Origin of the sequence: Aeromonas sp., assembly GCF_050252055.1 — a bacterium.
Lineage (GTDB): Bacteria > Pseudomonadota > Gammaproteobacteria > Enterobacterales > Aeromonadaceae > Aeromonas > Aeromonas caviae.
In genome coordinates this window covers 63,518-90,066 of sequence record NZ_JBFWLQ010000006.1, presented here as the reverse complement: position 1 = coordinate 90,066, position 26,549 = coordinate 63,518, and the positions used below count along the sequence as shown (strand labels likewise).

The following is a 26,549-nucleotide window of genomic DNA, read 5'->3' as shown; positions in this document are numbered from 1 at the left end:
ATCCCGCGGATGATTTTTTCCAAAAAACCCAACTTCAATATAAAAAACTGCTACGCCGACCCGTCAAACTCGATTTTAATTATTAAAAAATTAATTACACAGGTGTTTTAATCCATACCAAGCAGAACAAAATCAACAAGTTAAGAACAAGTCGGGTTATTTTCTCATTTACCTATAAAAGAAGAGGGATAGCCGCCCCCACCCTCCGTTCCCCGGAAAACGCTCTCGCCATAAAAGCAGATGAAAATACTGCAAAAAACCGTTTTCTCGATATCGACACTGGAGTGACAAGCGACTTATCGATAAGTTCAAAAATAATCAATAAAATTGTAAAAATCGAACTTAACAACATCTTTACATAAGTTGATGCGGCATTTACGGAATAAAACGCCAAAAATATTCCATCAAGTGCATATTCCCATCTAATTCCCCCTGCAGCCCCCATCCCCGCCGCTCCATTTGACGTCCATCACCAAACCTTGATAAGCCTTACGCACCGCTCCAACGAGGGCGGTAATGGAAGCAAACAATAAACAATCAGGAAGGATACTAGCGATGCTTAGGAAAAGCAGACTCTCTGCTGCCGTAGCGTTTGCCTTGGCGAGCGCGGCAGTTGTGGCCACCCCTGTCCTGGCCGAAGAGGGCCAGAACGTAGAAAAACTGCAAAAAATCAAGGTCACCGGCTCGCGGATCTCCCGGGTCGATGTGGAAGGCGCCACCCCGGTCGTCTCCGTGACCAAGGCGAAAATCGAGCAATCCGGTCAGCAGACCGTCGCCGATTACCTCAAGCAAGCCTCCTACAACTCCTTTGGCGGCGTCTCCCCTGCCTCCGGCAGCTCCTTCCAGTCCCAATCCACCGTCGGCCTGCGCGGCCTGGGTTCCGAGCGTACCCTGGTTCTGCTGAACGGCAAGCGGGTAGCTGGTTCCCCCACCATGGGCGGCACCTCCATCAACCTCAACACCATCCCCATGGCCGCCGTTGAGCGGGTCGAGGTCAACCTGGACGGCGGCTCCGCCATCTACGGTTCCGACGCCATTGGTGGCGTGATCAACGTGGTGCTCAAAGAGGGCTACGAAGGGCTGGACTTCCAGGGCCGCATCGGCTCCCCGAGCGAAGAGGGCGGCGACGAGAAGAGCGGCTCCATCGTGGCAGGGGTGGCCGGTGAGAAGGGCTCCCTGATGGCGGTCTACGAGCACGACAAGAAGGACGTCATCTACGCCCGGGATCGTGACTATCTCTCCAAACAGGGCAACGACTCCCCGAGCCCCTACGGCCGCAACGTGGAAGGGATCACGGGTCTTGACGCCAACGGCGACCCCATCTGGAAATACGGCCCCCTGGCCGGCGCCACCAATGCCGACGGCTCATGCAAGGAGCCCTTCGTCGGGTTCGAGGGCGGCTGTAACTTCAACTACGGCCAGGTCGCGGCCACCACGGCCTCCCGCAGCCGTGACACCCTGTACGTGAACGGTCGCTACCACATCAACGACAACGTGGACTTCGTGCCGCAGATCATCGGCTCCCGAGTCGAGAGTTTCGGCCGCTTCGCCCCGGCCGCCGGTGCCTTCACCATTGACCCGGCCAACCCGAAGAATGCCCAGTTCTTCGTCGACAACGGCCTGGATGCCGCCGCCACCCAGGGTCTGGGTGAGGCTGCCTACGCCTACTACCGCTTCAGCAACGTCGGTCCCCGTGACAACTATGTCACCGACACCACCGGCAGCATGAACCTCGGCTTCGAAGGCACCATCGCCACCGAAAGCGTCGGCGACATGCAGTGGAACGCCGGCTACATGTACTCCAAGACCGACAACAAGGAGAACGGCACCGGTTACGTGCTGAAGTCCGCCGCCCAGCAGGCGGTCGCAGACGGCAAGTTCGTCGGTGGCGAGTTCGACGCCTCCACCACGGCCTCCATGGCCGCCGACACCAGCCGCCGCTCCACCATGGACTTCTACCAGTGGTACGCCGGTGTCCAGTGGGACATGGGTGAACTGCCGGCCGGTCCGGTCAGCTGGTACGCCGGTGCCGAGTACAACGACTGGGTCTATGCCGACAAGTACGACGCCCAGTCCGAAGCCGGCAACATCATCGGCTCCTCCGGCAACTCCTCCGGTGGCGTGCGTGACGTGACTGCCGCCTACATCGAGTCCCTGGTGCCCATCACCGAGCAGATCGAGCTGAACGTGGCCGGTCGCTTCGACAAGTACAGCGACTTCGGCAGCGCCTTCTCCCCCAAGGCGAGCCTGCGTTACCAGCCGCTGGACAACCTGATGCTGCGCACCTCCTGGTCCCGTTCGTTCCGCGCCCCCAGCCTGAGCGATCTCTACTCGGCTGACTCCTTCTCTGCCGACTGGGCGAAGGATTACGTCTACTGCGAGGCCAACGGCATCTCCGCGGCTGACTGCCCGAACCGCCAGTACGACACCACCCGTACCTCCAACGAGGATCTGAAGGAAGAGACCGCGGACACCTGGAACTTCGGGGTGGCCTACAGCCCGGTGGATGACCTGAACCTCTCCCTGGACTACTACACCATCAAGATCGAGGACGTGATCCAGCTGAACTCCCTGCAGTCTCTCATCTATGACGAACTGAACAGCGGCAGCTCCAGCAGCATCACCCGCAACAGCCAGGGCAAGATCAGCAACGCCATCGCGCCCATGGTCAACCTGGGGACCCTCGAGACCTCCGGCCTCGACCTGAAAGTGGATTACACCTACGACCTGAACTACGCCACCGTGCGTTATGACCTGGGCGGTACCTACATCCTGAAATACAAGGAAGGTCTGTACGCCGGTGGTCCCGTCATCGACAAGATCGGCCAGAACGGTCTGCCCCAGATGCGCTTCAGCTCCGGTGTGGGTGTCAACGTTCCCCAATGGTGGAACATGGATACCTACCTGAGTGCCAACTACATCGACTCCCAGAGCCAGGACTACATCGCCGATACCGGTGAGGAAGTGGGCCACATCGCGTCCCAGACCACCTGGAACCTGAACGTCGGCGTGGAAGCGCCCTGGAACGGCAAGATCCAGGTCGGCGTGAAGAACATGTTCAACGTGGGCCCGTCCCTCGAGAGCGATGGCTTCACCTATGACGACGAGCTCTACAGCATCGACGGTCGCATCTACTACCTCGACTACAGCCAGAAGTTCTAATCCACCAGCAAACCACAAGCCGGCCCGTTCGGGCCGGCTTTGCCCAAGGTCCCAAGGAAGTTACGGAGATAGGGTAATCCTATGAAAACAAGGACAATTACAATGAAGAAAGCGCTCCTCGGCAGCCTGATTTCGGCTGCCTTGCTGACCAGCTTCAATCTGAGTGCCGCCTCTGCCAGCCAGGCCGTGGACGCTCAAGCCGCCACCGACAATGCATCCAAAGTTTCCCAGCAGAAGATCGACAGCTACGCCGAGTCTGCCGAGTCTGCCCTGGCCCAGTACAAGGCCGCCCTGCGCCAGGTAGACAGCCTGCGCGCCTACAACGAGCAAGTGGGCAAGATGGTCGACTCCCAGAGCGCCGAACTCGCCTCCATGCAAAAGCAGATCGCCCAGATCGACCAGACCAGCACCGAAGTGGTGCCCTTGATGCTCAAGATGATCGACTCCCTCGAGCAGTTCGTCTCCCTGGACCTGCCGTTCCAGAAGGTGGAGCGTGAGGACCGCGTGGCGGCCCTGACCGATCTCATGAACCGGGCCGACGTCACCATCTCCGAGAAGTACCGCAAGATCCTCGAGGCCTACCAGATCGAGGAGGGCTTCAGCCGCACCATCGAAGCCTACAAGGCGAGCCTGGACAAGGATGGGGACGAGAAGACCTACGAGTTCCTGCGCGTCGGCCGCATCGCCCTGCTCTACCAGTCCCCGGATGGCAACGAGACCGGCATGTGGAACAAGAAGACCCGCCAGTGGGAAGTACTGCCCCAGGAGTATCGCAGTGCGGTTGAACAAGGCCTTCGCATCGCGAAGAAGCAGGCGCCCCCCGCCCTCATCAAGCTGCCGGTTCAAACTGCGGAGAAAGCATCATGAAAGGAATCAAACTTGCCATCGCCTCGCTGATCGCGGGCGCTACCCTGGTCACCCTGCCGGTGACCGCCGCCGAGAAGCCGGTGGATCTCAACGCCCTGCTCAATCAGGTCAAGGCCGCCAGCACCAGCGAATCCCAGCTCAACAAGGAGCGGGAAGCCCGCTTCCTGGCTGACAAGAACGAACAAGGGGCCCTGCTCGCCAAGGCCAAGGCGGATCTCGCCGCCGAAGTCGCCAGGGGCGAAAAGCTCAAATCCACCTTCGATGCCAACGACAAGCAGCTCACCGAGCTGACCGAAACCCTGCGCCAGCGCTCCGGCAACATGGGCGAGATGTTTGGCGTGCTGCGCCAGTTCGCCGGTGAATTCAAGGGGATCTTCAATGCCTCCGCCCGCCGGGTCGAACATCCCGAGCAGACTGCCCTGTTGACTCGCCTGGCCGAGAGCAAGGAGCTGCCCTCCAGCGATGACCTGACCGCCTTCTGGACCACCACCCTCAGCCGCATGGTCGACGGTGGCAAGGTAAGCCAGATCCCGGCCACCGTGGTCTACGGCGAGGGCAACCAGGCCCAGAAGACCGTGACCCAGATCGGCGAGTTCAACACCGTCTCCGAAGGCAAGTACCTCACCTTCGTGCCGGAGACCGGCAAGTTCGAGCAACTCTCCCGCCAGCCCGAGAACGCGGTGCTGGAACCAGTCGCCAAGTTTGAACAGGGTGGCGGCAGCGTCGAACCCATCTTCATCGACCCGTCCCGCGGCGTGATCCTCTCCCTGCTGGTGCAGTCGCCGACCCTCAAGGAGCGCATCGATCAGGGTGGCTCCGTGGGCTACGTGATCCTGGCGCTGGGTGTCATCGGTACCCTGCTGGCCCTGTTCTGCGGCGCCCGTCTCTCCCTCATCGGCGGTGCCATGCGCAAGCAGCTGAAATCCGAGCAGATCATCAAGGGCAACCCCATCGGCGAGATGCTGGGAGCCTACCAGGATCACCGGGGTGACAACATCGAGGATCTGGAATCCAAGCTCGACGAGATCATCCTGCGCAACGTGCCCAAGCTGGAGAAGGGCATCAGCCTCATCAAGCTGATCGCCTCCGTCGCCCCGCTGCTGGGCCTGCTGGGTACCGTGGTCGGGATGATTGCCACCTTCCAGGCCATCACCCTGTTCGGTACCGGCGATCCCAAGCTGATGGCTGGCGGTATCTCCGAGGCCCTGGTGACCACCATGCAGGGTCTGGTCGTGGCCGTGCCCATGCTGTTCCTCTACACCATCGTCCAGACCCAGAGCCGCCGTCTGATCCAGGTACTGGAAGAGCAGAGCGCCGGTTTCGTTGCCCGTTATCAGGAACGTCTGCACGCCGCCAAAGCCGCAGCCTAAGGAGTCACCCATGTGGTTCTGGTTGATTGAAGAAGTCGAGTCGGTCCGCCGGTTTCTGGGATTGGGGGGCGACGTGCTGGTCGCCCTGTTCTTCCTGACCCTGATGATGTGGGCCCTGCTGCTGGAGCGCTGGTTCTACTTCATGGCGGTCTATCCCCAGCAGGTGAAGCAGACCAAGGCGGCCTGGCTGGCCCGCACCGATCACCTCTCCTGGTCCGCCAGGCAGATCCGCCGCGAGCTGGTCTCCCGGGTTGCCATGGCGGTGGACAAGGGGATGCCGGTCATCAAGGTGCTGATCGCCCTCTGCCCGCTGATGGGGCTGCTCGGGACCGTGGTGGGCATGGTGCAGGTGTTCGACACTCTGGCCATTACCGGCACAGGCTCCCCCAGGGCGATGGCCTCGGGGATCTCCAAGGCGACGGTACCGACCATGGCGGGCATGATTGCCGCCCTTTCAGGCCTGTTTTTTGTCAACCAGCTCGATCACAAGGCCAAGTTGGCGGTGCAGAAGCTGGAAGACAACCTGAAACACGGCTGATGCAGGATGCACATCCCCGGCCGGGCCATGCCCGCCGGGGCACAGAACAAGCAAGGAGTTTTTTGCCATGAGAAAACGTCACAGCGACAGCGGTGCTGACGAGGCGGCCATCGATTTGACCCCCATGCTGGACATCGTGTTCATCATGCTGATCTTCTTCATCGTCACCACCTCGTTCGTCAAGGAGTCCGGCGTGGAGATCAACCGCCCGAGCGCCAGCACGGCCGAGACGGTGAAGAAGGGGAACATCATGGTCGCGGTCCGCGAGAACGGTCAGGTCTGGGTCGACAAACGGGTCGTCGAAGTGGGTGCCGTGCGCGCCAACATCGAGCGGCTGCGGGCGGAGAACCCGGAGAGCGCCGTGGTGATTCAGGCCGATACCGAGTCCCGTTCCGGGCTGGTGGTGCAGGTCATGGACCAGATCCGCATGGCCGGTGTCCAGAACATCTCCATCGCGGCGAGCAAGAGCAGCTGATGCCGGAGCGAGCCCTATGAGATACCTGATATCGTTGGCGGTCTCCTGCGTGGTGGTGTTCTTCCTGTTTCTGGGAATGAACAAGCTCATCACGCCGGATCACCGGGAGCTGACGGAGCGGGAGGACGTCACCATGACCGACTTCATCCGCCTCAAGCCTCAGGAGACCCTGCAAGAGAAACAACGCGAGCTGCCCAAGCCGCCGCCCCCGAACCGCCCGCCGCCCCCGCCCGAGATGGAGGTGGCGAGCACGGACAGGCCGCAGATGGAGAGCTCCCCCATGGATATGCCCAAACTCGACATCCCGGTCAACATCGGTGGCGGCAACGCCCTCGGTGCCTACAGCACCGGTGGCGGTGGTGGCGGCATGGGTGGCAACAACGGCGCCATCCCGATGGCGACCTTCGAGCCCATGATGCCCCGCAAGGCGGCCCTGGCCGGTCTCGCGTCCGGTAAGGTACTGGTGGAGTTCACCGTCACCGAGCGCGGTACCGTCAGCAACATCCGCATCGTCAAGGAAGAGCCCCGCAGCTATGACCTCGGCAAGGCGGCACGCCAGACCATTGCCAAGTGGACCTTCAAGCCGGCCATGGTGGACGGCAAGCCGCAGGCCAGTCGCATGCAGCAAGAGATCGAGTTTGCGACCAACTAAGGAGGGTGGCGATGAAAAAGTTACATACCCTGATCCTCGCCCCGGTGGCCATGGCGGTGCTGCTCAGCACCGCCACCTGGGCCGCCGAACAACCCGCCCTGTCTGACCGCGCCTACCGCGCGGTCAACAAGGCCCAGGCGTTGATCACCGAGAAGAAATACGGCGAGGCCAATGCCAAGCTGCAGGAGGCGCTGTCCGGCGCCGGCGAGCGGGTCTACGACAAGGGGGTCATTCTGCAGACCCTGGGCTTCGTGGCGGCGCAGCAGGAGAAGTACGGTCAGGCGACCAAGTACTTCGCCGACGCCATCGCCACCGGCGGACTGCCGCCCCCGGTGGCCCAGCAGGTGCGCTACAACCTGGCCCAGCTCTACATGGCGGAGGGGAACTTCAAGGGTTCCATCAACACCATGAAGGAGTGGTTCGCAAACCTCGGCAAGGACGAGAAGCCGACCCCGCACGCCTACATCACCCTGGCCAACGCCCATGTGCAGCTCAAGCAGTACCGGGAAGCCATTCCGGCAGTGGACAACGCGATCAAGCTCTCCGCGGGCAAGGCGCCGGAGTCCTGGTACCTGCTGAAGATGGCGGCCCACTACGAGCTGAAACAGTACAAGCCGGCCACCGAGGTGCTGACCGCCCTGGTGGACCGCTACCCGGAGAAGAAGAAGTACTGGACCCAGCTCTCGGCCATGCACATGCAGGCGGGCAACGATGCCAAGGCCCTGGCGGCACTGGAAGGGGCCTACAACCTCGGCATGCTGACCGAAGCCAACGAGTTGCAGCGGCTCGCCAACTACCTCGCCTTCGCCGGCATTCCCCACCGCGCCGCCCGCGTGATGGAGAAGGCCATGAAGGAGGGGCAGATCGAGAGCACCGCGGCCAACTACAAGACGCTGGCCAACTACTGGCATCAGGCCAAGGAGCTGGACCCGGCCATCGACACCCTGGCCAAGTCCTACAAGCTGGCCCCCAATGCCGAGCTGCAGCTCAAGATGGCGCGCATGATGATCCAGAGCAAGCGCTACCAGGATCTGGTGGCCTTCGCCGCCAAGCCTGCCGCCAACGCCAGCGGCGAGCAGCGGGCGGATCTGAAGTTCCTGACCGGGGTCGCCTATTTTGAGCAGCAAAAGCCCAAGGAGGCGCTCTCCGCCTTCACTCAGGCTGCCCAGAACGGCAACGTCAGTGGTCGCGCTTCCCCCTGGATCAGCTTCTTGAAAGAGCAGCAGGGCGGCGCCGTCACCCAATAAAGCTGCGCGGCCCGGCTGGCGGGGCGGGGATCTCCCCGACTCGGCATCCGGGCCGCGACACATCGACAAGGGGGTCACCCCGCAGATTGCCTTGGTGGCAATTGGCCGCTCTTCGGAGCGGTCTTTTTTATGGCACCGCCCCTGCCATTTTCCCCTCCTTCTCCTGATACAAGGCACAAAAAAATCCGGAGCCTGGGCTCCGGATTGGGTCATTGCCTTGCGAGAGAACAGGCCATGCAAAGTGCCGGCCTGCCGCTCAAACGGTCATCAGTAGCTGCACACCAGCTTCCAGCTGCCGTCGCCCACTCTGAGTTCGCTGCTGGTATAGCAGCCTGGACAACTCAGTAGCTGCATATCAGTTTCCAGCTGCCATCGCCCGTCTTGGGCTCGCTGCTGGTCCACCAGTTGGCCTGCCACACCGCCTTGCCGTTGGTCATGCGGTCGGTGCCATTGGCGTGATCCCCCCGCGGCCAGGTCGGATAGGCATTGTAGTCCGCCGGGTTGACGTTCTGGCTGGCACAGGTGGTGCCACCGCTGCCGCCGTCACCACCGCCACTGCTGCCCAGCACCGCCTCGGCCAGGGCCGGGAAGTCGGACTTCAGGCCTATGGTCTGGCTGCCGGCAATCAGGCGCATGCCGCTCGGCACGCCGGCGGCCGGCAGGTAGTAGGTCATGGCCACTTCCACGTCGGTGCCCGGCGTCCAGGCTTTCCAGGCCGGCAGCGTCAGAGCCACCTTGTGGAAGTCCTTCTCATTGGCGATGCCGTCCGAGTTCTGGTTGCCACCACTCTCCACCACTTTCAGTCCCATGCCGCTCTGGTCGGTGATGGTGTCTGAGGTGGAGGTGGGGACCAGGAACTCGATGCGGGTGCCGCCCGGAATGGTCTGGGTCGATTTGTTGGTGAGCTTGAGGGTCGGGTTGATCGGGTAGTTGGAGTCCCCTTCCTTGAAGCCGGAGAGGCTCACGCCGATGTCGAGCTGGGCGGCCGGAGCCGGCAGATCGTTCTGCTTCAGGGCCGCCTTGTCGGCCTTGCTGAACTTCTCGTAGGCGAGGCTGGTGAGGGTGCTGCCCATCACGTACTCGTTCTTCGCGGCGTCGAAGTCATAGTCCCCCGCCATCTCCCAGAACATGACACCCCCCAGGCCCCGCTTGACGATGTAGTCGAGCTTGTGACCCATGGACTCTTCATCTTCGGTGGAGAGGAACACCTTCTTCTGCTCGTTCCAGAGCCAGGGCGCATGGGCCTTGTCGTCGTAGTAACGCACATACTGGCCTTGCATCACGTGGGCCGGGTTGTTGGGATCCAGACCCCAGGCCTGGCCGTAACTCGGCAGGGTGGTGATGCCGAGGCTGGCCGCATGCTCCAGGTTCTTGGCATGCCACATGGGCACGGCGCCACCGCCAATCTCCTTGCCGTTCTTGTCAAGGTCATGCCAGATGTTGTCGATGCCCACCGCCCCGTTGCCGCACGGAATGGTGCTGCCACCGGTGCCCGGCTGGCAATCGCTCTGGCTCGGCAGCGCCGCCTTGCCACCCAGACCGTGGGTGCCACCGGTGACCCCCTGCCAGCCACGGGTGTAATAGGGCACCCCTATGTTGATCTTGCCCGCCGCCAGGGCACCACGGAAGTAGTGGGCCGCCCAGGCGGAGTTGAGATAGCCGATGCCGCCAAACTGGGCCTGGGTGTAGACACCCCACTGGGACAACTCGGGATCCGCCTTGTTGTCGAACAGGGCGGCGTTGTGACCGACGAAGTGGTTCCAGGCACCGTGGAAGTCATAGGTCATCAGGTTGACGTAGTCGAGGTACTGGGTGACCTGGAAGTTTTCCATGCCGCGCAGCAGGTAGGCCGAGGCCGGCGAGGCGATGGTCAGCATGTACTTGCGACCGTCCTCGGTGCCGGCGCTGTCGAGCTTGTTGCGCAGGGTCTTCATCAGCACTTCATAGTTCGCAAAGAGCTTGCTGCGACACTGGTTGGAGAGCGGGAAGTCGTTGGGGTTGCCCGCATCCTTCATGGAGGTGGGGTACTCGTAGTCGATATCCACCCCATCGAAGCCGTACTGGCGGATGAAGCCCACGGCCGAGTCGGCAAAGGCGTTGATGCCGGCGGTGTTGACCGAGCAGTCGCCCTTGGTGGTGGCGGCGTAGAAGCCGCGGGTATCGGCCCAGCCCCCGACGGAGATGAGGGTCTTCACGTCCGGGTACTGCTTCTTGTACTTCGACAGCAGGTTGAAGTGACCCTGATAGGCGAACTCCGGATCCATCTCGGCGCCCGGCACCCCGTTCCAGGTCAGCTTGGTAGCGGCGTCATCCACCTTGATGGTGTGACTCTGCTCGTCCACCGCCGCGAAGGCGTAGTTGATGTGGGTGATCTTGTCCCAGGGAATATCGCTCACCAGATAGGCGGGCAGGCCGTTCTTGCCGGTGCGCCAGGAGGTGAAATACCCGATGACGCGGCGGCCGTGGTCATCCCCCATGCACTCGCTGCCGTCGGCGCGGTAGATCTGGCGCACGTCGCAGGAGAGGTTGCCGCCGGTAGGGGGCAGCGCCGCCTCTTCCACCTGCACGTCCACCTGGGCCGACTCGCCAGAGAGGTTGCTCTTGTCGGTCGCCACCAGCTTGAGGCCGGTCAGCCCCTTGTTCTGGGGCGTCCAGCTCAGCTGCCAGGGGGCGCTGGTGTCCTCGCCCACCTTCTGGCCATTCACGAAGAGCTCGACCTTGGCGACGTCGTCATTGGCGTCGGTGACATTGCCGCTCACGGTGAGGGCGCGGCCCAGGGTCACCCTGGCACCGGCGGCGGGGCTTGCGATGCTCACCCTGGGCGCCTCTGGCGCCACCACGGCGGCGACCTTGAAGCTCGAATCCGCCTCGCTCAGCACCTTGCCGTCTTTATCCAGCGCCCGGGCCTTGAGGGCGTGATTGCCCGCACCGGCGGCAGACCAGCTCGCACTCCAGGGAGAAGCCGTGGCGGTGGCGACCAGAACGCCGTCGATGAGGTATTCCACCCGGGCGAGCGCCGTGACCGGGCCGCTCAGCGTCACCGCCAGGGTCACACTGGCCCCCTCGCTGACGCTGGCACCTACGGCGGGGGAGCCGATGGCGACGACCAGGGCCGGCGGCGGCACCTCGCCACCATACAGCTTCCAGGCATCGGCCCAGACCACCCCCACCCCGGGGGCGTAGTGATAGGGGGACGCGCCGCACCAGCCGGAGTAAGGGAATTCCTTGCATTCATAGAGGGCGCCTGCGTTGCTGACGATGTCGCCAGCCTTGTAGGCTGTGCCGGCCTGATAGGCGGGGTAAGCGGCCTGCGCCCAGGCAGGGACGGCCGCAAGGGCGACCAGCATGGCAAGCCTGCTGGGCCTCAAGATCTGTTGCATATTGTTATCTTCCTTGTTTTGTCTTGGCTTCAATACCGGGAAAAGCGCAATCGCAACAGGGAACAAGGGAGCGACAACAGGCCATGGACGGGCCACAAACCCTCAAGTCACCCTGGGTAACCCCGCTGTCTGGCCCGGATGGGACAGATCGGAGGCTTTGCGTCCCGGCATCACTGCCGGTTTGCCCTTTGCCTGGGTTCCGTGAGGAACGGCTCGAGTATAGGAAGCAAGTGACCACTGCTCAATCTTTATTCTCGAAGGAAAATATGTGAATGCTGGCCGCCTCACACTTTTCGCTCCCACCTGATGACAAATAGATCATCAATATCAAACTGTTAGCCACGTCAAAAAATGGCAGATGGGCTCCTTTGTCTCCTCATAATGTGCATTGGTTCACTGGTCAGAGCTGCCAGAAATGTGACAATGCGCGCCCTTGGCCACGATGCCAAGGCTATGGAAACACTGGCAAAAATAAAAAAAGGAATACCCATGAAAGGAACACCTACCCTGCTGTCGCTGGCCGTGGGGCTCGCGCTCGCGTCCCCGTCTCTCTACGCCGCCGGCTTCAGTTGCCCGGCCGACAGTGCCCTCACCCCCATCCCCGCCATCCAGGGCAGTGGCGACAAGAGCCCCCTCGTCCCGGACGATCAGTTCGAAAGCGCCCAGAGCGTCTCGGTCAAGGCGGTAGTCTCGGGTCTGGGGGAAAGCCTCAACAAGGGCTTCTACCTGCTGGATGTGCAGGGGGACGGCAACCCCGAGACGTCGGACGGCATTTTCGTCTACCTCAACGACAAGAACTTCGCCAGCAAGTACCCGGACATCCAGCCGGGCGCCCTGGTCTGTCTGGAGGCCAAGGTCGAGGAGTATTACGGCCACACCCAGCTCAAGCCCCTGTTTGACGGCAGCACGCCGCGCCTGACAACCCTGGCCCAGGGCGACGCCCCGGCCGCCACGGCGCTGCGGGTACTGGAGGGGGAAACCCTGGCCCGAGCCCTGGAGCGTCACGAAGGGATGCGAGTTCGCCTTGACGCCGACAGCGCCCTCAAGATCAGCCGCAACTTCAGCTACGACTATGCCGCCCGGCGCAACAACCTGGTGCTCGCTCACGGCGCCCCGCTGATGAAGCCGACCCAGCTCCATGTGGCGAGCAGCCCCGAGGCCGTGGCGCTGGCCGAGGCCAACGCCAGCAACCGCGTCTTCCTCGAGTCGGACTTCAAGGCGGGGGACGGCAAGCTCCCCTGGCTGCCCGCCTGGGAGCCGGAGCAGGGTTACCTGCGCATCGGCGATGCCCCGATCAATCTGGAGGCCATGGTCGGCTACAGCTACAACGAGTACCGCCTGATCGTGCCCCGGGATCAGACCATCACCGCGGGGGATCTGCTGCGCACCGGCGACAACGACCGCCAGAGCGCCCCGGCCCGCCTGGATGGCACTGACCTTCGCATCGGTAGCTTCAACGTGCTCAACTACTTCACCAGCCACTCCAGCGTGGGGGGCGCCCTCAACGTGCTCTGCGCGGATCAGGCGGATGCGGACAGCGCCAAGGGCTGCAACCGCGGCGCCAAGAGCCTGGAGGAGTTCCAGTTGCAGCGCGCCAAGATCGTCAACGCCATCACCGAGATGGACGCCGACCTGCTCGGCCTGATGGAGATGGAGAACAACGGCTTTGACGAGCACGCCGCCCTCCACGATCTGGTGGAGAGCCTCAACGCCAGGCAGAAGGAGGCGAGCAAGCACTACGCCTTCGTCACCCTGCCCAAGGCCCTGCTCACGGAGGATCGCTTCTTTGGCGGCGACGCCATCATGGTGGCCATGATCTACCGCCCCGCCCTGCTCACCCCGAGCGGGGATGCCGACGTCATCCCCCTGCCCCAGCAGCGCTACACCACGGGCGGCGTCACCAAGAGCGCCGGTCAGCGGGACTCCCTGGTCCAGCGCTTCACCGTGGCGGGCAGCGACGCCCCCCTGACCCTGGTGGTTAACCACCTCAAGTCCAAGGGGTCGGGCTGCTATGAAAACGGGGATGGCAAGACGGAGCCTGCGGATCTGCAGGGCAAGTGCACCGAGTTTCGGGTGAGCGCGGCCAAGGTGCTGGGGGAGGCGGTGAGCAAGATGCCGGGCCAGGTGCTGCTGGTGGGGGACTTCAACTCCTACGCCAAGGAGGATCCCATCCGGGTGCTGACCGACTATGTGCCGATCGCGGGGGAGCGCCAGATCCGCTCCGCCTCCCACACCTACATCGGCGACAAGCCCTATGAACAGATGGGCCAGACGGTGGCCAAGGGTTACGGCTTGGTGGATCTGAACGTCAAGTTCAACCAGGAGAAGGCCATCTCCTACAGCTACGAGGCCGAGCTCGGCACCCTGGACTACGCCCTCGCCAACCCGGCGCTGGCTGACAAGGTGGTGGCGGTGGCCGACTGGCACATCAACTCCTTCGAGAGCAACCTGTTCGAATATGGCAGCGCCTACACCGGCGATCTCATCAAGTCGGACAACCCCTTCAGCGCCTCGGACCACGACCCCGTCATCGTCGACCTCAAGCTCAAGGAAGCGAGCAAGGGGGGTGGCGGCGCCATGGGCGCCCTGCTGCTGGCCCTGTTGCCGCTCGCCTGGCGGCGTCGTCGCTAAGACGCGGCATCTTCGATGCCAGGTGCAAAGCCCGCGATGATCGCGGGCTTTTTTTGTGCCATGGCCATTTGAAAAACAAATGCAAAGGGCCACATCATGGGATTAATAAATGCCCTGTTGCCCCACCCGCCCCTTTCCCGGGGGGCTGGCACCCTGTCGATGGGGAAACCCGGTGCTGACACCAGGGGCCGGATAGCGTATCCCGCAGGCTGCCGAACGAGCCAACCGCCACGCGGCAGAGGATGGCATCGCGCAGCCCGCACCGTGGCCATGGCGGCATCGGCGCCAATCCCCACCCTCACCCCCGTCAGCGGCTGCCAGGGCCGCTGATGCCCTCGCGGACAGGGTGAAGCGCCATCGCAGGCTGCCGAACGAGCCAACCGCCACGCGGCAGAGGATGGCGTCGTGCAGCCCGCGCCATGGCCATGGCGGCATCGGCGCCAATCCCCACCCTCACCCCCGTCAGCGGCGGCCAGGGCCGCTGATGCCCTCGCGGACAGGGTGAAACGCCATTTGCCAGACAAATGCAAAGGGCGGGATCATGGGAAATCCAAATGACAGGCAAACAAAAAGGCCACCGCGATGCGGTGGCCTTGGTGCTTTCTTGCGAAATATGGTGGAGCTACGCGGGATCGAACCGCGGACCTCTTGCATGCCATGCAAGCGCTCTCCCAGCTGAGCTATAACCCCGATGTGTGTGAGTGACACTGAATCACTCTGAATTTGGTGGAGCTACGCGGGATCGAACCGCGGACCTCTTGCATGCCATGCAAGCGCTCTCCCAGCTGAGCTATAACCCCAAATTCGGTACTGAACGAATGGTTCTGGCGGCCATTCATCCTCAATAATGGTGGAGCTACGCGGGATCGAACCGCGGACCTCTTGCATGCCATGCAAGCGCTCTCCCAGCTGAGCTATAACCCCACAAAGGTCGGCCTGGGTGATACACACCGCACTGCCCTGGGTACTTCATGTCAATCGGGAACCTGGTGGAGCTACGCGGGATCGAACCGCGGACCTCTTGCATGCCATGCAAGCGCTCTCCCAGCTGAGCTATAACCCCTTGGATTCCAGATTGCTCGAGGAGAATTTGGTGGAGCTACGCGGGATCGAACCGCGGACCTCTTGCATGCCATGCAAGCGCTCTCCCAGCTGAGCTATAACCCCAACTCACCTCGGCGCTACCAAAGTTATCTCTGGCAACGGAGGCGCATGATAGGCATCACCCGCTTTGCTGTCAACCCAAAATTCTCGCCCGCTGGAGCGTTTAGTCAAAATTCAGGCAGTTAGCTGTTTTTACCGCCAACCTCGTCGCTATGTCGCTGTTTTACGTCGCAAATCCGCTTGAGGCCAAAATACGAAGGGCCCCCGTCAGGGGGCCCTTTTCATGCCATGGCCGATGTTTATTCAGCGGCCATGCGCGCTTCGATATACGCCAAAGCGCGGTCGATACGAGCGAGGACCCGCTCCTTGCCCACCAGCGCCATCACGGCGTCGATGGCGGGGGAGAGATTACCCCAGACCGGTGACGGCAATGTGCGACGGCAAGCTTACTCGGCGGCCATGCGCGCTTCGATATACGCCAGGGCGCGGTCGATGCGGGCGAGGACCCGCTCCTTGCCCACCAGCGCCATCACGGCATCGATGGCAGGAGACTGGCCCAGACCGGTGACAGCCACACGCAGCGGCATGCCGACCTTGCCCATGCCCTGACCCAGCTCGGCGGCGGTCGCTTCAATCAGCTCGTGCAGCGCCTCGGTGGTCCAGGTCTCCAGGGCCGCCAGCTTGGTCTTGGCCAGAGCCAGCGGCTCGGCAGCCACACCGCGCAGGTGCTTCTTGGCTGCCGCTTCGTCGATGGCCTCGTACTCTTCGAACAGGTAGCGGCTCTGGGCAGCCACCTCGACCAGGGTGTTGCAGCGCTCGGCCAGCAGGGTGACCACATCCGCCAGCGCCGGGCCATTGCTGGTGTCGATCTGCTGGTGTTCCATGTGCCAGGCCAGGTGCTTGGCCACATAGGCCGGATCCAGGCTGCGCATGTAGTGGTTGTTCAGCCACAAGAGCTTGTCGGTGTTGAAGGCGGAGGCGGACTTGGAGATGGCATCCAGGCTGAACAGCTTGATCATCTCGTCGAGGGTGAAGATCTCCTGATCCCCGTGGGACCAGCCCAGACGCACCAGATAGTTCAGCAGCGCTTCCGGCAGGTAGCCATCGTCGCGGTACTGCATCACGGAGACGGCACCGTGGCGCTTGGAGAGTTTGGCGCCGTCGTCACCCAGGATCATGGAGACGTGGGCAAACTCCGGTACCGGCGCGTTCAGCGCCTTGTAGATGTTGATCTGGCGCGGGGTGTTGTTGATGTGGTCTTCCCCACGCACCACGTGGGTGATCTCCATATCCCAGTCATCGACAACAACACAGAAGTTGTAGGTCGGCGCGCCGTCGGTACGGCGGATGATGAGATCGTCCAGCTCGGTGTTGGCGAACTCGATGCGGCCACGAACGTGGTCATCGAACACCACGGAGCCTTCGGTCGGGTTGCGGAAGCGGATGACGTGGGGCGCATCGGCCGGGTGATCGTGAGCGCCATCCCGGCACTTACCGTCATAACGGGGCTTCTCGCCGTTGGCCATCTGGCCTTCACGCAGCGCTTCCAGACGCTCTTTGGAGCAGTAGCACTTGTAGGCACGGCCGTCGGCCAGCATCTCGTCGATGAGGCCGTTGTAGCGATCGAAGCGCTTGGTCTGGTAGTAGGGGCCCTCATCCCAGTTCAGCTCCAGCCATTCCATGCCCTCAATGATGGCGTCGATGGCCTCCTGAGTGGAACGTTCCAGATCGGTATCCTCGATACGCAGCACAAACTCACCGCCCTGGTTCTTTGCAAACAACCAGGAATAGAGTGCGGTACGGGCACCGCCGACATGCAAAAAGCCGGTCGGGCTGGGAGCAAAACGGGTTTTGACTTTCATCTTTAAGCCTTGTGTAGAGGGCCTTGGGCCAATTCGTTAAAAAAACCGTCGCATTTTAGCACCGACAATGACGGATGGGAAAACCATGGCGAGGCAGAGGGGAAAATAGGGTCTATTCCCGCAAAAACCGCTGTTTTAGAGTGATGTCTCAGAATTTTCCCTTTTTTCCCGCTTAGCTAGGCGAGGTCGCTGGAGAGATCTCCCGCACAGCCGATACTTCAGTCACCCCGTCAACGAACCCTCAACGATACAAGGAACGCGCGATGCAGTTTCGTTCTATCCAGAATCGTATCCTGGTACTGGCCGGTGTCGCCATGACCACGGCCCTGGTCATCCTGATCCTGCTCAACCAGTATTCAGGCCGGCAGACCCAGCAGCTCACCATCGACTCCAGCCGCGCCGCCCTGCAACAGGAGGCGTGGCAGAAGGTGAGCGCCAACGCCCGCGCCGAGGCCGCCACCATCACCCAGCTGCTGCAAAAGGGGCTCTCCTACACCCAGCAGATGGCCAGCGTCTTCGCCCGCCAGCAGGAGGGCAAGCTGCCGCTGGATCGCCAGCAAGCCACCGACCTGCTCAAGGCCCAGCTTGCTTTGGAGCCCCAGCTCTATGGCGCCTTCGCGGGCTTCGAGCCCAACGGCTTCGACGGCCAGGACGAAAGCTTCGCCGGCCAGAGCGCGCTCGGCAGTGACGACAAGGGGCGCTTCGTTCCCTACTTCTATCGCGACAAGGAGCAGATCGGCAGCGATCTGCTGCTCTCCATCGAGAAGAGCGATCCGGACGAGTTCGGCAACCCGGCCAACGACTACTACGCCTGCCCGAAACGGGAGGGGCGCCCCTGCCTCATCGACCCCTTCAAGGTGGACATCAACGGCCAGCAGGTGCTGGTGAGCACCATCACCACCCCCATCCTGGTGGATGGCCGGTTCAAGGGCATAGCCGCGCTGGATCTGGCGGTGGACTCCATCAGCCGCCAGGCCCAGTCCCTCAACAGCAACATCTATGACGGCAAGGGGGAAACCCTGATCGTCAGCGCCGCCGGCGTCATCACCGGTACCAGCGGCGACGCCAGCCTGCTCGGCAGCCGCGCCGACAAGGTGCTCGGCAACGGCTGGCAGCAGTACCTCAAACCGGACGTGCAGCGCCAGGAGCTCACCGACGCGTTCCGTATCTCGGTGCCCATCGCGGTGCCCGGCATGGCCCGAAACTGGGCCATCATCGTCACCCTGCCCTACAAGGTGGTGCTGGCGGGAGCGGACGAGCTGGCACGCCAGCTCACCGACATGAACCGCGCCGCCATGACCCAGCAGCTCATCGGTGCCCTCATCGTACTGGCGCTGGCCCTTGGCACCATGCTGGTCATTGCCCGCAGCATCACGGGCCCCATCCGCCAGATGGTCAGCCTGGTGGATGACATCGCCGACGGAGACGGGGATCTCACCAAGCGTCTGGAGAGCCGCTCAAGGGACGAGCTGGGGGCCCTGGCCCGGGGCATCAACCGCTTCATCGACAAGCTGCAGGCCCTGCTCGGGGATGTGCAGAAGACCGCGAGCGAGGTCCATCGCCACGCCGGGGACACCGATCGCATCGCCGGCCAGACCGACAGCAACCTGCAGCATCACCAGGCGGAGATGGAGCAGATGCTGACCGCGGTGCAGGAGATGTCCTATGTCAGCCAGGAGGTGGCCACCCACGCCAACAACACTGCCGACTCCGCCAAGCAGGCCCAGAGCGCGGCGGACGAGGGCAAGGTACGCTTCCAGCGGGTGATCCACTCCATGCACAAGGTGGCTGCCGAGGCGGGCAAGGGCGCCGAGGTGGTGGAAGGGCTGGCTCACGACAGCGAGCAGATCACCAGCATCCTCACCGTCATCCAGGGGATCGCCGATCAGACCAACCTGCTGGCACTCAACGCCGCCATCGAGGCGGCCCGGGCCGGCGAGCAGGGGCGCGGTTTTGCGGTGGTGGCCGACGAGGTGCGCAAGCTGGCGGGCAACACCCAGCAGGCGGTGCAGAATACCCAGGAGCTGATCGACAAGATCCGCCACAGCTCCACCAACGCGGTCAACGCCATCCAGCAGAGCCAGCAGCTGACCCATCAGGCGGTGGGGGAAGCGGATCAGGCGGAGGCAGCCCTCGGCAGCATCTTCCAGGCCATCGCCACCATCAACGACATGACCTACCAGATCGCCTCCGCCGCCGAGGAGCAGAGCTCGGTTTCCGAGACTGTCTCCGGCAATCTGTCAAAAACCAGCGCACTGGCCAACGACATCGCCAGGGACGCCACCAGCACGGCCACCGCCAGTCAGGCCTTGCGTCAGGCGGCGGAACGTTTGCAGCAATTGTTGGGTCAGTTTCGTCTCAGCTGATAATTTTCATGCTCCGGACTCTCCCCCTCGGGGGCGAGTCCGTTTACCATAGGCGGCATATTTGCCTGATGGCAGGCAATGTAGTGAGAGGTAAATGCCGTGCCCACCCCGGACCGTCGCCCACGTGGCCATAACAGACGAGCCCAGCAGCGTCGCCAAGACGAATCACAAGGAACCCTGCTCCAACGTATCAACGCGGCTACCCTGCCCCTGCGCCAGCGTCTCGGCCAGGGCATGAGTGGCCTGGGTCAGCGCAACAAGGAGCCGAAGGCGGCCTCGTTCAAGCTGGTAAGCCCCCTGCCCCGCAAACACACCATAGGGTTGCTGGTGCTGATCCCGCTCTGGCTGCTGGTGCTGGCCTGGGAGCCCGCCCCCGCCGCCCCGACCACGGCGCCGTCAGGCTCTCTGGCGGTCCCCCTGGCCGTGCCGGCCCAGGCCCTGACCGTCGGCAACGCCGGTGAGCCCCAGGCCGCCAAGCCCGTCGAGGAAAAAGTGGATGGCACCTGGTTGCAGCACGACGTGCAGGCCGGTGAAACCCTCTACTCCATCTTCCGCAAGTTCGAGCTGCCGGGGGCCGAGCTCAGCCGGCTCATCGCCATCGAAGGGCCGGACAGGCCGCTGACCCGGCTGCAGTCGGGCAAGTCGGTGTTCATCCTGGTGGACACCAGCCGCCGCATCCAGCGGGTCGAGGTCCGCTCTCTCGGTCAGGTCAGCTACCGCTACGACCGCCAGGGGGAAGGGTTCGCTCTCAAGGAATAAGGGGGCCCGACCACCCCCCCTTATGCAGACGGGAGGCCATGGCCTCCCGTTTTTTTTGATGTGAAGCATGAAACAAGCTGCTGACTTCACAATACTTTTAGCTCGCTCAAAAAATGAAAAGTGCCAAATTGACAAGGGATCGGGCTCCAGTACAATCGGTCAGGCTTTAGACAGGGATTGTGCTACATGCTACTGGGACAAAGAGACGTGGTCAGTCATGCTTCAACCCCTGACTTCCAGGCAAATGCTGCCCAACCAGGCTTAGTTTCATTTTGTTATAGATAGGACTTACCACATGTCTGACATTCGCACCGGCCAAGTAAAATGGTTCAACGAAACCAAGGGTTTTGGCTTCATCGAGCAATCCCAGGGACCGGACGTTTTCGTTCACTTCTCCTCCATCCAGAGCGCAGGTTTCAAGACCCTGGCTGAAGGTCAAAAAGTCCAGTTCACTGTGACCCAGGGCAAAAAAGGCCCTCAGGCCGAGAACGTTACCGTTATCTGAGCCAGCGCCAGTGAACCCGTAGGAGGAGCCATCGCCCCTCCTATTTTTTTGCCCGCGATCTTTCCTTCCCGACCGGCAGAGCTCTTGCCGGGCTTGCCATCCCCACCTGCAAGCCGCTTATGGCCGCCACCAGCCGCTATAAATCAAAATTATGAGTTTTGGTTAAATGCCCCGGTTTTAACTTATAGCGAGCCACTGTCTGTCATTCAGGCCCTGCCAAGCCTGTTAGCCGACCGCAAAGGGTTGTGCCCGATCTCCGGGAGGCTATTAGCAAGCAATACATCTTGGTCTTATGACTTGGGATGTGCGGGGAAGAGAGAAAGCAGGCAAACGCCGGATACGACAAATCATCGCGGCGCGATGTGATGGGCAATTCAAAGGGATTATGAGGACGTCGAAGAGAGATTGGAGCGGGAAACGAGACTCGAACTCGCGACCCCAGCCTTGGCAAGCGCGGATCATGCTCTACCAACAGGACGCGGCAGTGATGGTACTGAGAAACTGGATTCGTGTACTTGGGGGAGAGATTGAATTCGAAGGGTTCGAAGAGAGATTGGAGCGGGAAACGAGACTCGAACTCGCGACCCCGACCTTGGCAAGGTCGTGCTCTACCAACTGAGCTATTCCCGCAACAGGATGTCATCTGCAAGTGATTGGAGCGGGAAACGAGACTCGAACTCGCGACCCCGACCTTGGCAAGGTCGTGCTCTACCAACTGAGCTATTCCCGCAACGGAATGTCACTTACATATATCTACCGGACACTGTTTGGAGCGGGAAACGAGACTCGAACTCGCGACCCCGACCTTGGCAAGGTCGTGCTCTACCAACTGAGCTATTCCCGCAACAGAATGTCATCTGCAAGTGATTGGAGCGGGAAACGAGACTCGAACTCGCGACCCCGACCTTGGCAAGGTCGTGCTCTACCAACTGAGCTATTCCCGCATCGGAATATCACTTACATATTTTTGGAGCCAGCAACGAGAATCGCGCTCGCTACCCCGACCTTGGCAAGCACTCAACATGCTCTACCAACGCGGTGACTCCGGCACTGCATATTGGAGCGGGAAACGAGACTCGAACTCGCGACCCCGACCTTGGCAAGGTCGTGCTCTACCAACTGAGCTATTCCCGCAACATGGATTGTCTTGAGGCTGTGCTGATGATTGGAGCGGGAAACGAGACTCGAACTCGCGACCCCGACCTTGGCAAGGTCGTGCTCTACCAACTGAGCTATTCCCGCATCGGAACGTCATCAGCAAACATTTTGGAGCGGGAAACGAGACTCGAACTCGCGACCCCGACCTTGGCAAGGTCGTGCTCTACCAACTGAGCTATTCCCGCAAAACCTGAAAACAGACCGTACAGCATTTGGTTGCTTGCGCTACTGTACGGGAGCCGAATTATAAGAGCAGACATTCCAATTGCAAGGGCTTTTTTGTCTGGTTGCAGCCGTTCGCTCAAAAGCTGGCCGAACTGCTGATTTTAGCAACCGAACGACGGCAAACCCTTGCCAGCCACTCAGATTTTGAAGACGTGGGCGCGGTAGAACTGCAGTTCGGCGATGGATTCGCGGATGTCATCCAGCGCCTGGTGGGAGCCGCTCTTCTTGAACTGATCCAGCAGTTCAGGCTGCCAGCGACGGACCAGCTCCTTGATGGTGCTGACGTCCACGTTGCGGTAATGGAAGAAGGCTTCCAGATCGCTCATGTGCTTGACCATGAAGCGGCGATCCTGGCCGATGCTGTTGCCGCACAGGGGGCTGGTGCGCTCCGGCACCCACTGGCGAATGAAGGCGAGGGTCTCGGCAACGGCCTTGGCCTCGTCGTATTCACTCGCCTTGACCCGGGCCACCAGCCCGCTCTTGGTGTGGGTGTTGACGTTCCAGTCATCCATCTTGCCCAGCTCTTCCTCGCTCTGGTGGATGGCGATGACCGGCCCTTCGGCCAGCACGTTCAGGTCCTTGTCGGTGACGATGGTGGCGATCTCCAGTACCACGTTCTCTTCGGGGTCCAGACCCGTCATCTCCATGTCGATCCATACCAGGTTCTGCGCGCTGACTGTCATGATTGCTCTCTCTATTGGGAGGAATGGCGGAATTTTGCCAATTTGCATGTATCATACTGGCTTTGAATCTGTTCATAAACTGGCAAACCCCGTGGCAAAGAAAGCAAAACTCAATCTGGGTCAACAAAGGCGCGTCCAGGCCAACCGCGAGCGGCGGCTGCAAAAAGAGCACACCACAGAGGTGGATGACACCCTGTTCGGCCCCGCCATCGAAGGGGTGGTAATCAGCCGTTTCGGCCAGCACGCGGATGTCGAGGCGAGCGATGGTGCCATCCACCGCAGCAACCTGCGGCGCAGCAGCATCAGCAGCCTGGTGTGCGGCGACAAGGTGGTGTGGCGCCCCGGCCTCAATGCCGCGACTGCCGGCGTCATCGAGGCGGTGCATCCGCGCCACTCGGTGCTGACCCGGCCGGACTTCTACGACGGGGTCAAACCCATCGCCGCCAACATCGACCAGATCATCATCGTCTCGGCGGTGATGCCCGAGTTCTCCACCAACATCGTCGACCGCTACCTGGTGGCGGCAGAAGATGTGGAGATAGCGCCCCTCATCGTGCTGAACAAGGTCGACATGCTCGATGACGCGGCCCGCGCCCGTATCGAGCACCAGCTCGAGACCTACCGCAAGCTCGGTTACGAGGTGCTGCTGGTGAGCTGCGAGAGCGGTGAGGGCATCGACGCCCTCAAGGCGGCGCTCACCGACAAGATCAGCATCTTCGTGGGCCAGTCCGGGGTGGGCAAGTCGTCCCTCACCAACGCCCTGATGCCGGGGCTGGACGTGCTCACCGGCGAGATCTCCGAGAACTCGGGGCTCGGCCAGCACACCACCACCACGGCGCGGCTCTACCACTTCCCGAGCGGCGGCGATCTCATCGACTCCCCCGGGATCCGCGAGTTCGCCCTCTGGCACCTGGAAGCCGACCGCATCACCTGGTGCTTCGTCGAGTTTCGCGACTACCTGGGTGGCTGCAAGTTCCGCGACTGCACCCACAAGGATGATCCCGGCTGCGCCCTGCGCGCCGCGGTCGAAGCGGGCGCCATCAGCGCCGATCGCTTCCACAACTACCACCGCATCCTGGAAACCATGCAGGAAGCCCGCCACGGTCGCCAACAGGCGCGGCTGTGACCCGTTCAACTCATTCCCAGATGAAGATCATGAGCATCACTGACAACCTGAAAATTGCCGGTCAATACTGCCTGCCCAAACACGCCCTCTCCCGCCTGGTGGGCAAACTTGCCGCCGCCGAAGCGGGCAACCTCACCACCAGGGTGATCGAGGCCTTTATCAAGCAGTACCAGGTCGACATGAGCGAGGCGCTGCACGAGAGCCCTGCCCACTACAAGAGCTTCAACGAATTCTTCACCCGCGAGCTCAAGCCCGGCATCCGCCCCGTGGTGGAAGACGCCATGACCCTGGCCCTGCCGGTGGATGGCACCGTCAGCCAGCTCGGGCCCATCAGCCAAGGTCGCATCATCCAGGCCAAGGGCCACGACTACAGCGCCCGCGAGCTGCTGGGGGGCTATGAGGATCTGGTGGCCCCGTTCAAGGATGGCGACTTCGCTACCATCTATCTGGCACCCAAGGATTACCACCGCATCCACATGCCGCTGGACGGCGTGCTGGAGAGCATGGTGTTCGTGCCGGGGGATCTCTTCTCCGTCAACCCCCTCACGGCCGAGAACGTGCCCAACCTGTTTGCCCGCAACGAGCGGGTGGTGGCCACCTTCCGTACTCCCCACGGCCCCATGGCCCTGGTGCTGGTCGGTGCCACTATCGTCGCGAGCATCGAAACCATCTGGGCCGGCAACATAGCGCCGACCAAAGAGAAGAAGGTGGTGCGCTGGGACTACACCGGCGACGAAGCCATCACCCTGCAAAAGGGGGCCGAGATGGGCCTGTTCAAGCTGGGCAGCACAGTCGTCTGCCTGTTTGGCCCGGGCATGCTGGCCGGTTTCGCGCCGCACCTGGCCAACGGGGTCACCACCCGCATGGGTCAGCCCTTTGCCACCCTGGCGGCGCAAGCATGAGCGATCAACCCGCTTCCCAGAAGAACAACCCGCTGCACGGGCTGACCCTGGAAGCCATCGTCACCGCCCTGGTCGCGCACTACGGCTGGGAAGCGCTGGGGCAGCAGATCAATATCCGCTGCTTCACCGATAATCCCAGCATCAAGTCCAGCCTGAAGTTCTTGCGCAAGACCCCCTGGGCCAGAGAGAAGGTCGAAAGCCTCTATCTGTACGTCCAGCGCAAGCAGGCCAAAGAGAAGGAGTGACGCCATGGCGTTCAAGATTACCTACACCTACAAGAAACAGGCCAGGGAGATTGGCTACGCCAACGACAAGTTCAACAGCATCTATGATGCCGTTGCCGCCGCCGAGGGGATCGATCTGACCCGCTTCCACGCCATGGAAGAGCAGTTGGCCCAGGTGTGCCGCCGCGACAAGAAGAGCGTGAAGGATTACCGGGAGAACTACTTCAAGGAACTGGGCTTCTCCAACATCGTCATCGAACGGGACGCCAAGGAGTAAGCATGCGCACCCTGACCCTGATGGTGGCCACCCTGCTGCTGGCCGCCTGCAACACGACACCGAGGGAGCCCCTGGTCGGCGCGGATCGCGACGAACATGGCTGCATCGGCAGCGCGGGTTATCAATGGTCGGCGCTGGCAGGCCAGTGCGTGCGGCTGTTCGAGCAGGGCATTCGCCTCAACCCGACCGATGCCGGTCAGACCGTCAGCGCCTTCGTGCTGTTCAATGCCGTTCAGAGTCAGGCCGAGCTGACCCTGCCAGAGGGCGAGCCGATCCGGCTGATCCGCCAGGGCGAAGAGGGCAACTGGTCCTGGCAGGGCGGCGGCTATCAGCTCTTCCCCTGGAAGGGCTATGTGCTCAAATCCGGCGACCATGTGCTCTATCACGGTGATCTGACCCCCTGATCCTCTGGCGTCATCCCTCCCCTCACGCCCTGATGGGTGCAGGGCAGGCATAAAAAAACCCCGTTGCGTGCAACGGGGTTTTTCATGATACCCGGCAGGATCAGTTGCCGAGGGTGGAGAACAGGCTCTGTTCCAGGCTGCCGCGGGAGACGCACACCGGGGTGATGGAGGGAGCCAGTACCCGCTCGCCGGAGGACTCGACGAAGTAGAGCTGGGTATTGCCCTTGACGTTCACGGTGGCGACGCTGTTGTTGCCGCTCTGGGTGATGATCAGGTTGATCTGCAGGTTGGGGTTGCCCAGCGCCACCTTGGACCCCATGGTGCCGCAATCCAGCCACTCCAGACCATCGGCCGAGTTTTCCACGTTGGCGGTCATCAGACCAGCACCACGCTGGCTGTTCTCGATGTTCAGACCGTGATCGCCGAACCACTTCTCGGCACGGGCCCACACCAGATCCACCGGGATCGCCATCTCCTGGGTGTTGTTGGTTGCCTTGGCAACCGGCGGGGTATAGCGATACTGCTCGCCGCCGTTGTTGTCGCTCGCACAACCCACCATCAACAGGGCCAGGGCGCCCCCCATTATCTTCTTCATGCTGCTTCTCTCATCCATAAGGCCATAGGCCAACCGG

General features: G+C 62.0%; 20 protein-coding genes, 12 tRNA genes, 1 pseudogene and 1 riboswitch. Of the genes and pseudogenes, 16 read left to right on the top strand and 17 right to left on the bottom strand.

The window, feature by feature from the left end:
• Positions 1–555 precede the first annotated feature (555 nt).
• From AB7E19_RS12320 to AB7E19_RS12290, 7 genes are all read left to right on the top strand, one after another.
• Positions 556–3,162, top strand: coding sequence for a TonB-dependent receptor plug domain-containing protein (locus tag AB7E19_RS12320; RefSeq protein ID WP_427935455.1), 2,607 nt, complete (start codon positions 556–558; stop codon positions 3,160–3,162).
• 102 nt (positions 3,163–3,264) lie between these two features.
• Positions 3,265–4,029 carry a DUF3450 domain-containing protein gene (locus tag AB7E19_RS12315; RefSeq protein ID WP_041215710.1) on the top strand — a complete coding sequence of 255 codons (765 nt, stop codon included), beginning with the start codon at positions 3,265–3,267 and terminating at the stop codon, positions 4,027–4,029.
• Positions 4,026–5,399: a MotA/TolQ/ExbB proton channel family protein gene (locus AB7E19_RS12310; protein ID WP_128297023.1), complete on the top strand. Its 1,374-nt coding sequence runs from the start codon at positions 4,026–4,028 to the stop codon at positions 5,397–5,399. The genes AB7E19_RS12315 and AB7E19_RS12310 overlap by 4 nt, the downstream gene beginning before the upstream one ends.
• 10 nt (positions 5,400–5,409) lie before the next feature.
• Positions 5,410–5,937, top strand: coding sequence for a MotA/TolQ/ExbB proton channel family protein (locus AB7E19_RS12305; protein WP_128297024.1), 528 nt, complete (start codon positions 5,410–5,412; stop codon positions 5,935–5,937).
• 67 nt (positions 5,938–6,004) lie between these two features.
• On the top strand, positions 6,005–6,412 hold the full coding sequence (locus AB7E19_RS12300) for an ExbD/TolR family protein (protein WP_005327075.1): 408 nt from the start codon (positions 6,005–6,007) through the stop codon (positions 6,410–6,412).
• A gap of 16 nt (positions 6,413–6,428) precedes the next feature.
• Positions 6,429–7,064: an energy transducer TonB gene (locus tag AB7E19_RS12295; protein WP_039040356.1), complete on the top strand. Its 636-nt coding sequence runs from the start codon at positions 6,429–6,431 to the stop codon at positions 7,062–7,064.
• Between the two features lie 11 nt (positions 7,065–7,075).
• Positions 7,076–8,311, top strand: a complete 1,236-nt coding sequence (locus AB7E19_RS12290) for a tetratricopeptide repeat protein (protein WP_042014300.1) — start codon at positions 7,076–7,078, stop codon at positions 8,309–8,311.
• A gap of 341 nt (positions 8,312–8,652) precedes the next feature.
• On the opposite strand, the gene AB7E19_RS12285 is transcribed toward AB7E19_RS12290, so the two are convergent.
• Positions 8,653–11,691, bottom strand: coding sequence for a glycosyl hydrolase family 18 protein (locus AB7E19_RS12285; protein ID WP_427935450.1), 3,039 nt, complete (start codon positions 11,689–11,691; stop codon positions 8,653–8,655).
• A 112-nt stretch (positions 11,692–11,803) separates the two neighbouring features.
• Positions 11,804–11,887, bottom strand: a riboswitch (cyclic di-GMP riboswitch).
• Positions 11,888–12,180: 293 nt separating this feature from the next.
• Between AB7E19_RS12285 and AB7E19_RS12280 the strand changes: the two genes are divergently transcribed.
• Positions 12,181–14,322 carry an ExeM/NucH family extracellular endonuclease gene (locus tag AB7E19_RS12280; RefSeq protein ID WP_427935448.1) on the top strand — a complete coding sequence of 714 codons (2,142 nt, stop codon included), beginning with the start codon at positions 12,181–12,183 and terminating at the stop codon, positions 14,320–14,322.
• A gap of 614 nt (positions 14,323–14,936) precedes the next feature.
• Here the strand turns inward: AB7E19_RS12280 and AB7E19_RS12275 are convergent.
• The 7 genes and pseudogenes from AB7E19_RS12275 to gltX all read right to left on the bottom strand — a co-directional run bounded on the left by AB7E19_RS12275 (position 14,937) and on the right by gltX (position 17,288).
• Positions 14,937–15,012 (bottom strand) — tRNA-Ala (locus AB7E19_RS12275).
• A gap of 34 nt (positions 15,013–15,046) precedes the next feature.
• Positions 15,047–15,122 (bottom strand) — tRNA-Ala (locus tag AB7E19_RS12270).
• 48 nt (positions 15,123–15,170) lie between these two features.
• Positions 15,171–15,246, bottom strand: a tRNA-Ala gene (locus AB7E19_RS12265).
• Positions 15,247–15,309: 63 nt separating this feature from the next.
• Positions 15,310–15,385, bottom strand: a tRNA-Ala gene (locus tag AB7E19_RS12260).
• Between the two features lie 28 nt (positions 15,386–15,413).
• Positions 15,414–15,489: transfer RNA gene (locus tag AB7E19_RS12255), tRNA-Ala, on the bottom strand.
• 236 nt (positions 15,490–15,725) lie between these two features.
• Positions 15,726–15,861: pseudogene (locus AB7E19_RS12250) on the bottom strand (glutamyl-tRNA synthetase); the annotation flags it as partial.
• Between the two features lie 11 nt (positions 15,862–15,872).
• Positions 15,873–17,288, bottom strand: coding sequence for a glutamate--tRNA ligase (gene gltX, locus AB7E19_RS12245; RefSeq protein ID WP_039040158.1), 1,416 nt, complete (start codon positions 17,286–17,288; stop codon positions 15,873–15,875).
• 263 nt (positions 17,289–17,551) lie between these two features.
• Between gltX and AB7E19_RS12240 the strand changes: the two genes are divergently transcribed.
• The 3 genes from AB7E19_RS12240 (at position 17,552) to AB7E19_RS12230 (ending at position 20,918) form a co-directional block, all read left to right on the top strand.
• Positions 17,552–19,654, top strand: coding sequence for a methyl-accepting chemotaxis protein (locus AB7E19_RS12240; RefSeq protein ID WP_427935446.1), 2,103 nt, complete (start codon positions 17,552–17,554; stop codon positions 19,652–19,654).
• Positions 19,655–19,753: 99 nt separating this feature from the next.
• Positions 19,754–20,413, top strand: a complete 660-nt coding sequence (locus tag AB7E19_RS12235; protein ID WP_427935444.1) for a LysM-like peptidoglycan-binding domain-containing protein — start codon at positions 19,754–19,756, stop codon at positions 20,411–20,413.
• Between the two features lie 295 nt (positions 20,414–20,708).
• Complete coding sequence (locus tag AB7E19_RS12230; RefSeq protein WP_005297820.1) at positions 20,709–20,918, top strand: cold-shock protein; 210 nt, start codon at positions 20,709–20,711, stop codon at positions 20,916–20,918.
• Between the two features lie 554 nt (positions 20,919–21,472).
• Here the strand turns inward: AB7E19_RS12230 and AB7E19_RS12225 are convergent.
• The 8 genes from AB7E19_RS12225 to orn form a co-directional block, all read right to left on the bottom strand.
• A tRNA-Gly gene (locus AB7E19_RS12225) sits at positions 21,473–21,548 on the bottom strand.
• 24 nt (positions 21,549–21,572) lie between these two features.
• Positions 21,573–21,648: transfer RNA gene (locus AB7E19_RS12220), tRNA-Gly, on the bottom strand.
• A 38-nt stretch (positions 21,649–21,686) separates the two neighbouring features.
• Positions 21,687–21,762: transfer RNA gene (locus AB7E19_RS12215), tRNA-Gly, on the bottom strand.
• A 24-nt stretch (positions 21,763–21,786) separates the two neighbouring features.
• A tRNA-Gly gene (locus tag AB7E19_RS12210) sits at positions 21,787–21,862 on the bottom strand.
• Positions 21,863–21,976: 114 nt separating this feature from the next.
• Positions 21,977–22,052: transfer RNA gene (locus AB7E19_RS12205), tRNA-Gly, on the bottom strand.
• Positions 22,053–22,084: 32 nt separating this feature from the next.
• Positions 22,085–22,160 (bottom strand) — tRNA-Gly (locus AB7E19_RS12200).
• A gap of 25 nt (positions 22,161–22,185) precedes the next feature.
• Positions 22,186–22,261, bottom strand: a tRNA-Gly gene (locus tag AB7E19_RS12195).
• A 177-nt stretch (positions 22,262–22,438) separates the two neighbouring features.
• Positions 22,439–22,984, bottom strand: a complete 546-nt coding sequence (orn, locus tag AB7E19_RS12190) for an oligoribonuclease (protein WP_042014296.1) — start codon at positions 22,982–22,984, stop codon at positions 22,439–22,441.
• Positions 22,985–23,075: 91 nt separating this feature from the next.
• On the opposite strand from orn, the gene rsgA reads away from it, so the two are divergent.
• Genes rsgA through AB7E19_RS12165 form a run of 5 tightly spaced genes read left to right on the top strand, consistent with a single transcriptional unit; the run spans position 23,076 to position 25,917 of the window.
• On the top strand, positions 23,076–24,110 hold the full coding sequence (gene rsgA / locus AB7E19_RS12185; RefSeq protein ID WP_042879889.1) for a small ribosomal subunit biogenesis GTPase RsgA: 1,035 nt from the start codon (positions 23,076–23,078) through the stop codon (positions 24,108–24,110).
• 29 nt (positions 24,111–24,139) lie between these two features.
• The gene (gene asd / locus AB7E19_RS12180) at positions 24,140–25,012 is read left to right on the top strand and encodes an archaetidylserine decarboxylase (RefSeq protein ID WP_319888479.1); all 873 of its coding nucleotides are present in this window, start codon (positions 24,140–24,142) and stop codon (positions 25,010–25,012) included.
• On the top strand, positions 25,009–25,257 hold the full coding sequence (locus AB7E19_RS12175) for a VF530 family DNA-binding protein (RefSeq protein ID WP_041212447.1): 249 nt from the start codon (positions 25,009–25,011) through the stop codon (positions 25,255–25,257). The genes asd and AB7E19_RS12175 overlap by 4 nt, the downstream gene beginning before the upstream one ends.
• A 4-nt stretch (positions 25,258–25,261) precedes the next feature.
• Positions 25,262–25,513: a DUF2960 domain-containing protein gene (locus tag AB7E19_RS12170; RefSeq protein WP_010675489.1), complete on the top strand. Its 252-nt coding sequence runs from the start codon at positions 25,262–25,264 to the stop codon at positions 25,511–25,513.
• 2 nt (positions 25,514–25,515) lie between these two features.
• Positions 25,516–25,917 (top strand): hypothetical protein, encoded by a 402-nt coding sequence (locus tag AB7E19_RS12165; protein WP_427935440.1) that lies wholly within the window; start codon positions 25,516–25,518, stop codon positions 25,915–25,917.
• A gap of 100 nt (positions 25,918–26,017) precedes the next feature.
• On the opposite strand, the gene AB7E19_RS12160 is transcribed toward AB7E19_RS12165, so the two are convergent.
• Positions 26,018–26,512 carry a hypothetical protein gene (locus AB7E19_RS12160; protein ID WP_029314787.1) on the bottom strand — a complete coding sequence of 165 codons (495 nt, stop codon included), beginning with the start codon at positions 26,510–26,512 and terminating at the stop codon, positions 26,018–26,020.
• Positions 26,513–26,549: the final 37 nt, after the last annotated feature.

Coding starts and splice junctions, on each gene's coding strand:
- AB7E19_RS12320 (WP_427935455.1), top strand. CDS start 556: ATGCTTAGGAAAAGCAGACTCTCTGCTGCCGTAGCGTTTGCCTTGGCG.
- AB7E19_RS12315 (WP_041215710.1), top strand. CDS start 3,265: ATGAAGAAAGCGCTCCTCGGCAGCCTGATTTCGGCTGCCTTGCTGACC.
- AB7E19_RS12310 (WP_128297023.1), top strand. CDS start 4,026: ATGAAAGGAATCAAACTTGCCATCGCCTCGCTGATCGCGGGCGCTACC.
- AB7E19_RS12305 (WP_128297024.1), top strand. CDS start 5,410: ATGTGGTTCTGGTTGATTGAAGAAGTCGAGTCGGTCCGCCGGTTTCTG.
- AB7E19_RS12300 (WP_005327075.1), top strand. CDS start 6,005: ATGAGAAAACGTCACAGCGACAGCGGTGCTGACGAGGCGGCCATCGAT.
- AB7E19_RS12295 (WP_039040356.1), top strand. CDS start 6,429: ATGAGATACCTGATATCGTTGGCGGTCTCCTGCGTGGTGGTGTTCTTC.
- AB7E19_RS12290 (WP_042014300.1), top strand. CDS start 7,076: ATGAAAAAGTTACATACCCTGATCCTCGCCCCGGTGGCCATGGCGGTG.
- AB7E19_RS12285 (WP_427935450.1), bottom strand. CDS start 11,691: ATGCAACAGATCTTGAGGCCCAGCAGGCTTGCCATGCTGGTCGCCCTT.
- AB7E19_RS12280 (WP_427935448.1), top strand. CDS start 12,181: ATGAAAGGAACACCTACCCTGCTGTCGCTGGCCGTGGGGCTCGCGCTC.
- gltX (WP_039040158.1), bottom strand. CDS start 17,288: ATGAAAGTCAAAACCCGTTTTGCTCCCAGCCCGACCGGCTTTTTGCAT.
- AB7E19_RS12240 (WP_427935446.1), top strand. CDS start 17,552: ATGCAGTTTCGTTCTATCCAGAATCGTATCCTGGTACTGGCCGGTGTC.
- AB7E19_RS12230 (WP_005297820.1), top strand. CDS start 20,709: ATGTCTGACATTCGCACCGGCCAAGTAAAATGGTTCAACGAAACCAAG.
- orn (WP_042014296.1), bottom strand. CDS start 22,984: ATGACAGTCAGCGCGCAGAACCTGGTATGGATCGACATGGAGATGACG.
- asd (WP_319888479.1), top strand. CDS start 24,140: ATGAGCATCACTGACAACCTGAAAATTGCCGGTCAATACTGCCTGCCC.
- AB7E19_RS12175 (WP_041212447.1), top strand. CDS start 25,009: ATGAGCGATCAACCCGCTTCCCAGAAGAACAACCCGCTGCACGGGCTG.
- AB7E19_RS12170 (WP_010675489.1), top strand. CDS start 25,262: ATGGCGTTCAAGATTACCTACACCTACAAGAAACAGGCCAGGGAGATT.
- AB7E19_RS12165 (WP_427935440.1), top strand. CDS start 25,516: ATGCGCACCCTGACCCTGATGGTGGCCACCCTGCTGCTGGCCGCCTGC.
- AB7E19_RS12160 (WP_029314787.1), bottom strand. CDS start 26,512: ATGAAGAAGATAATGGGGGGCGCCCTGGCCCTGTTGATGGTGGGTTGT.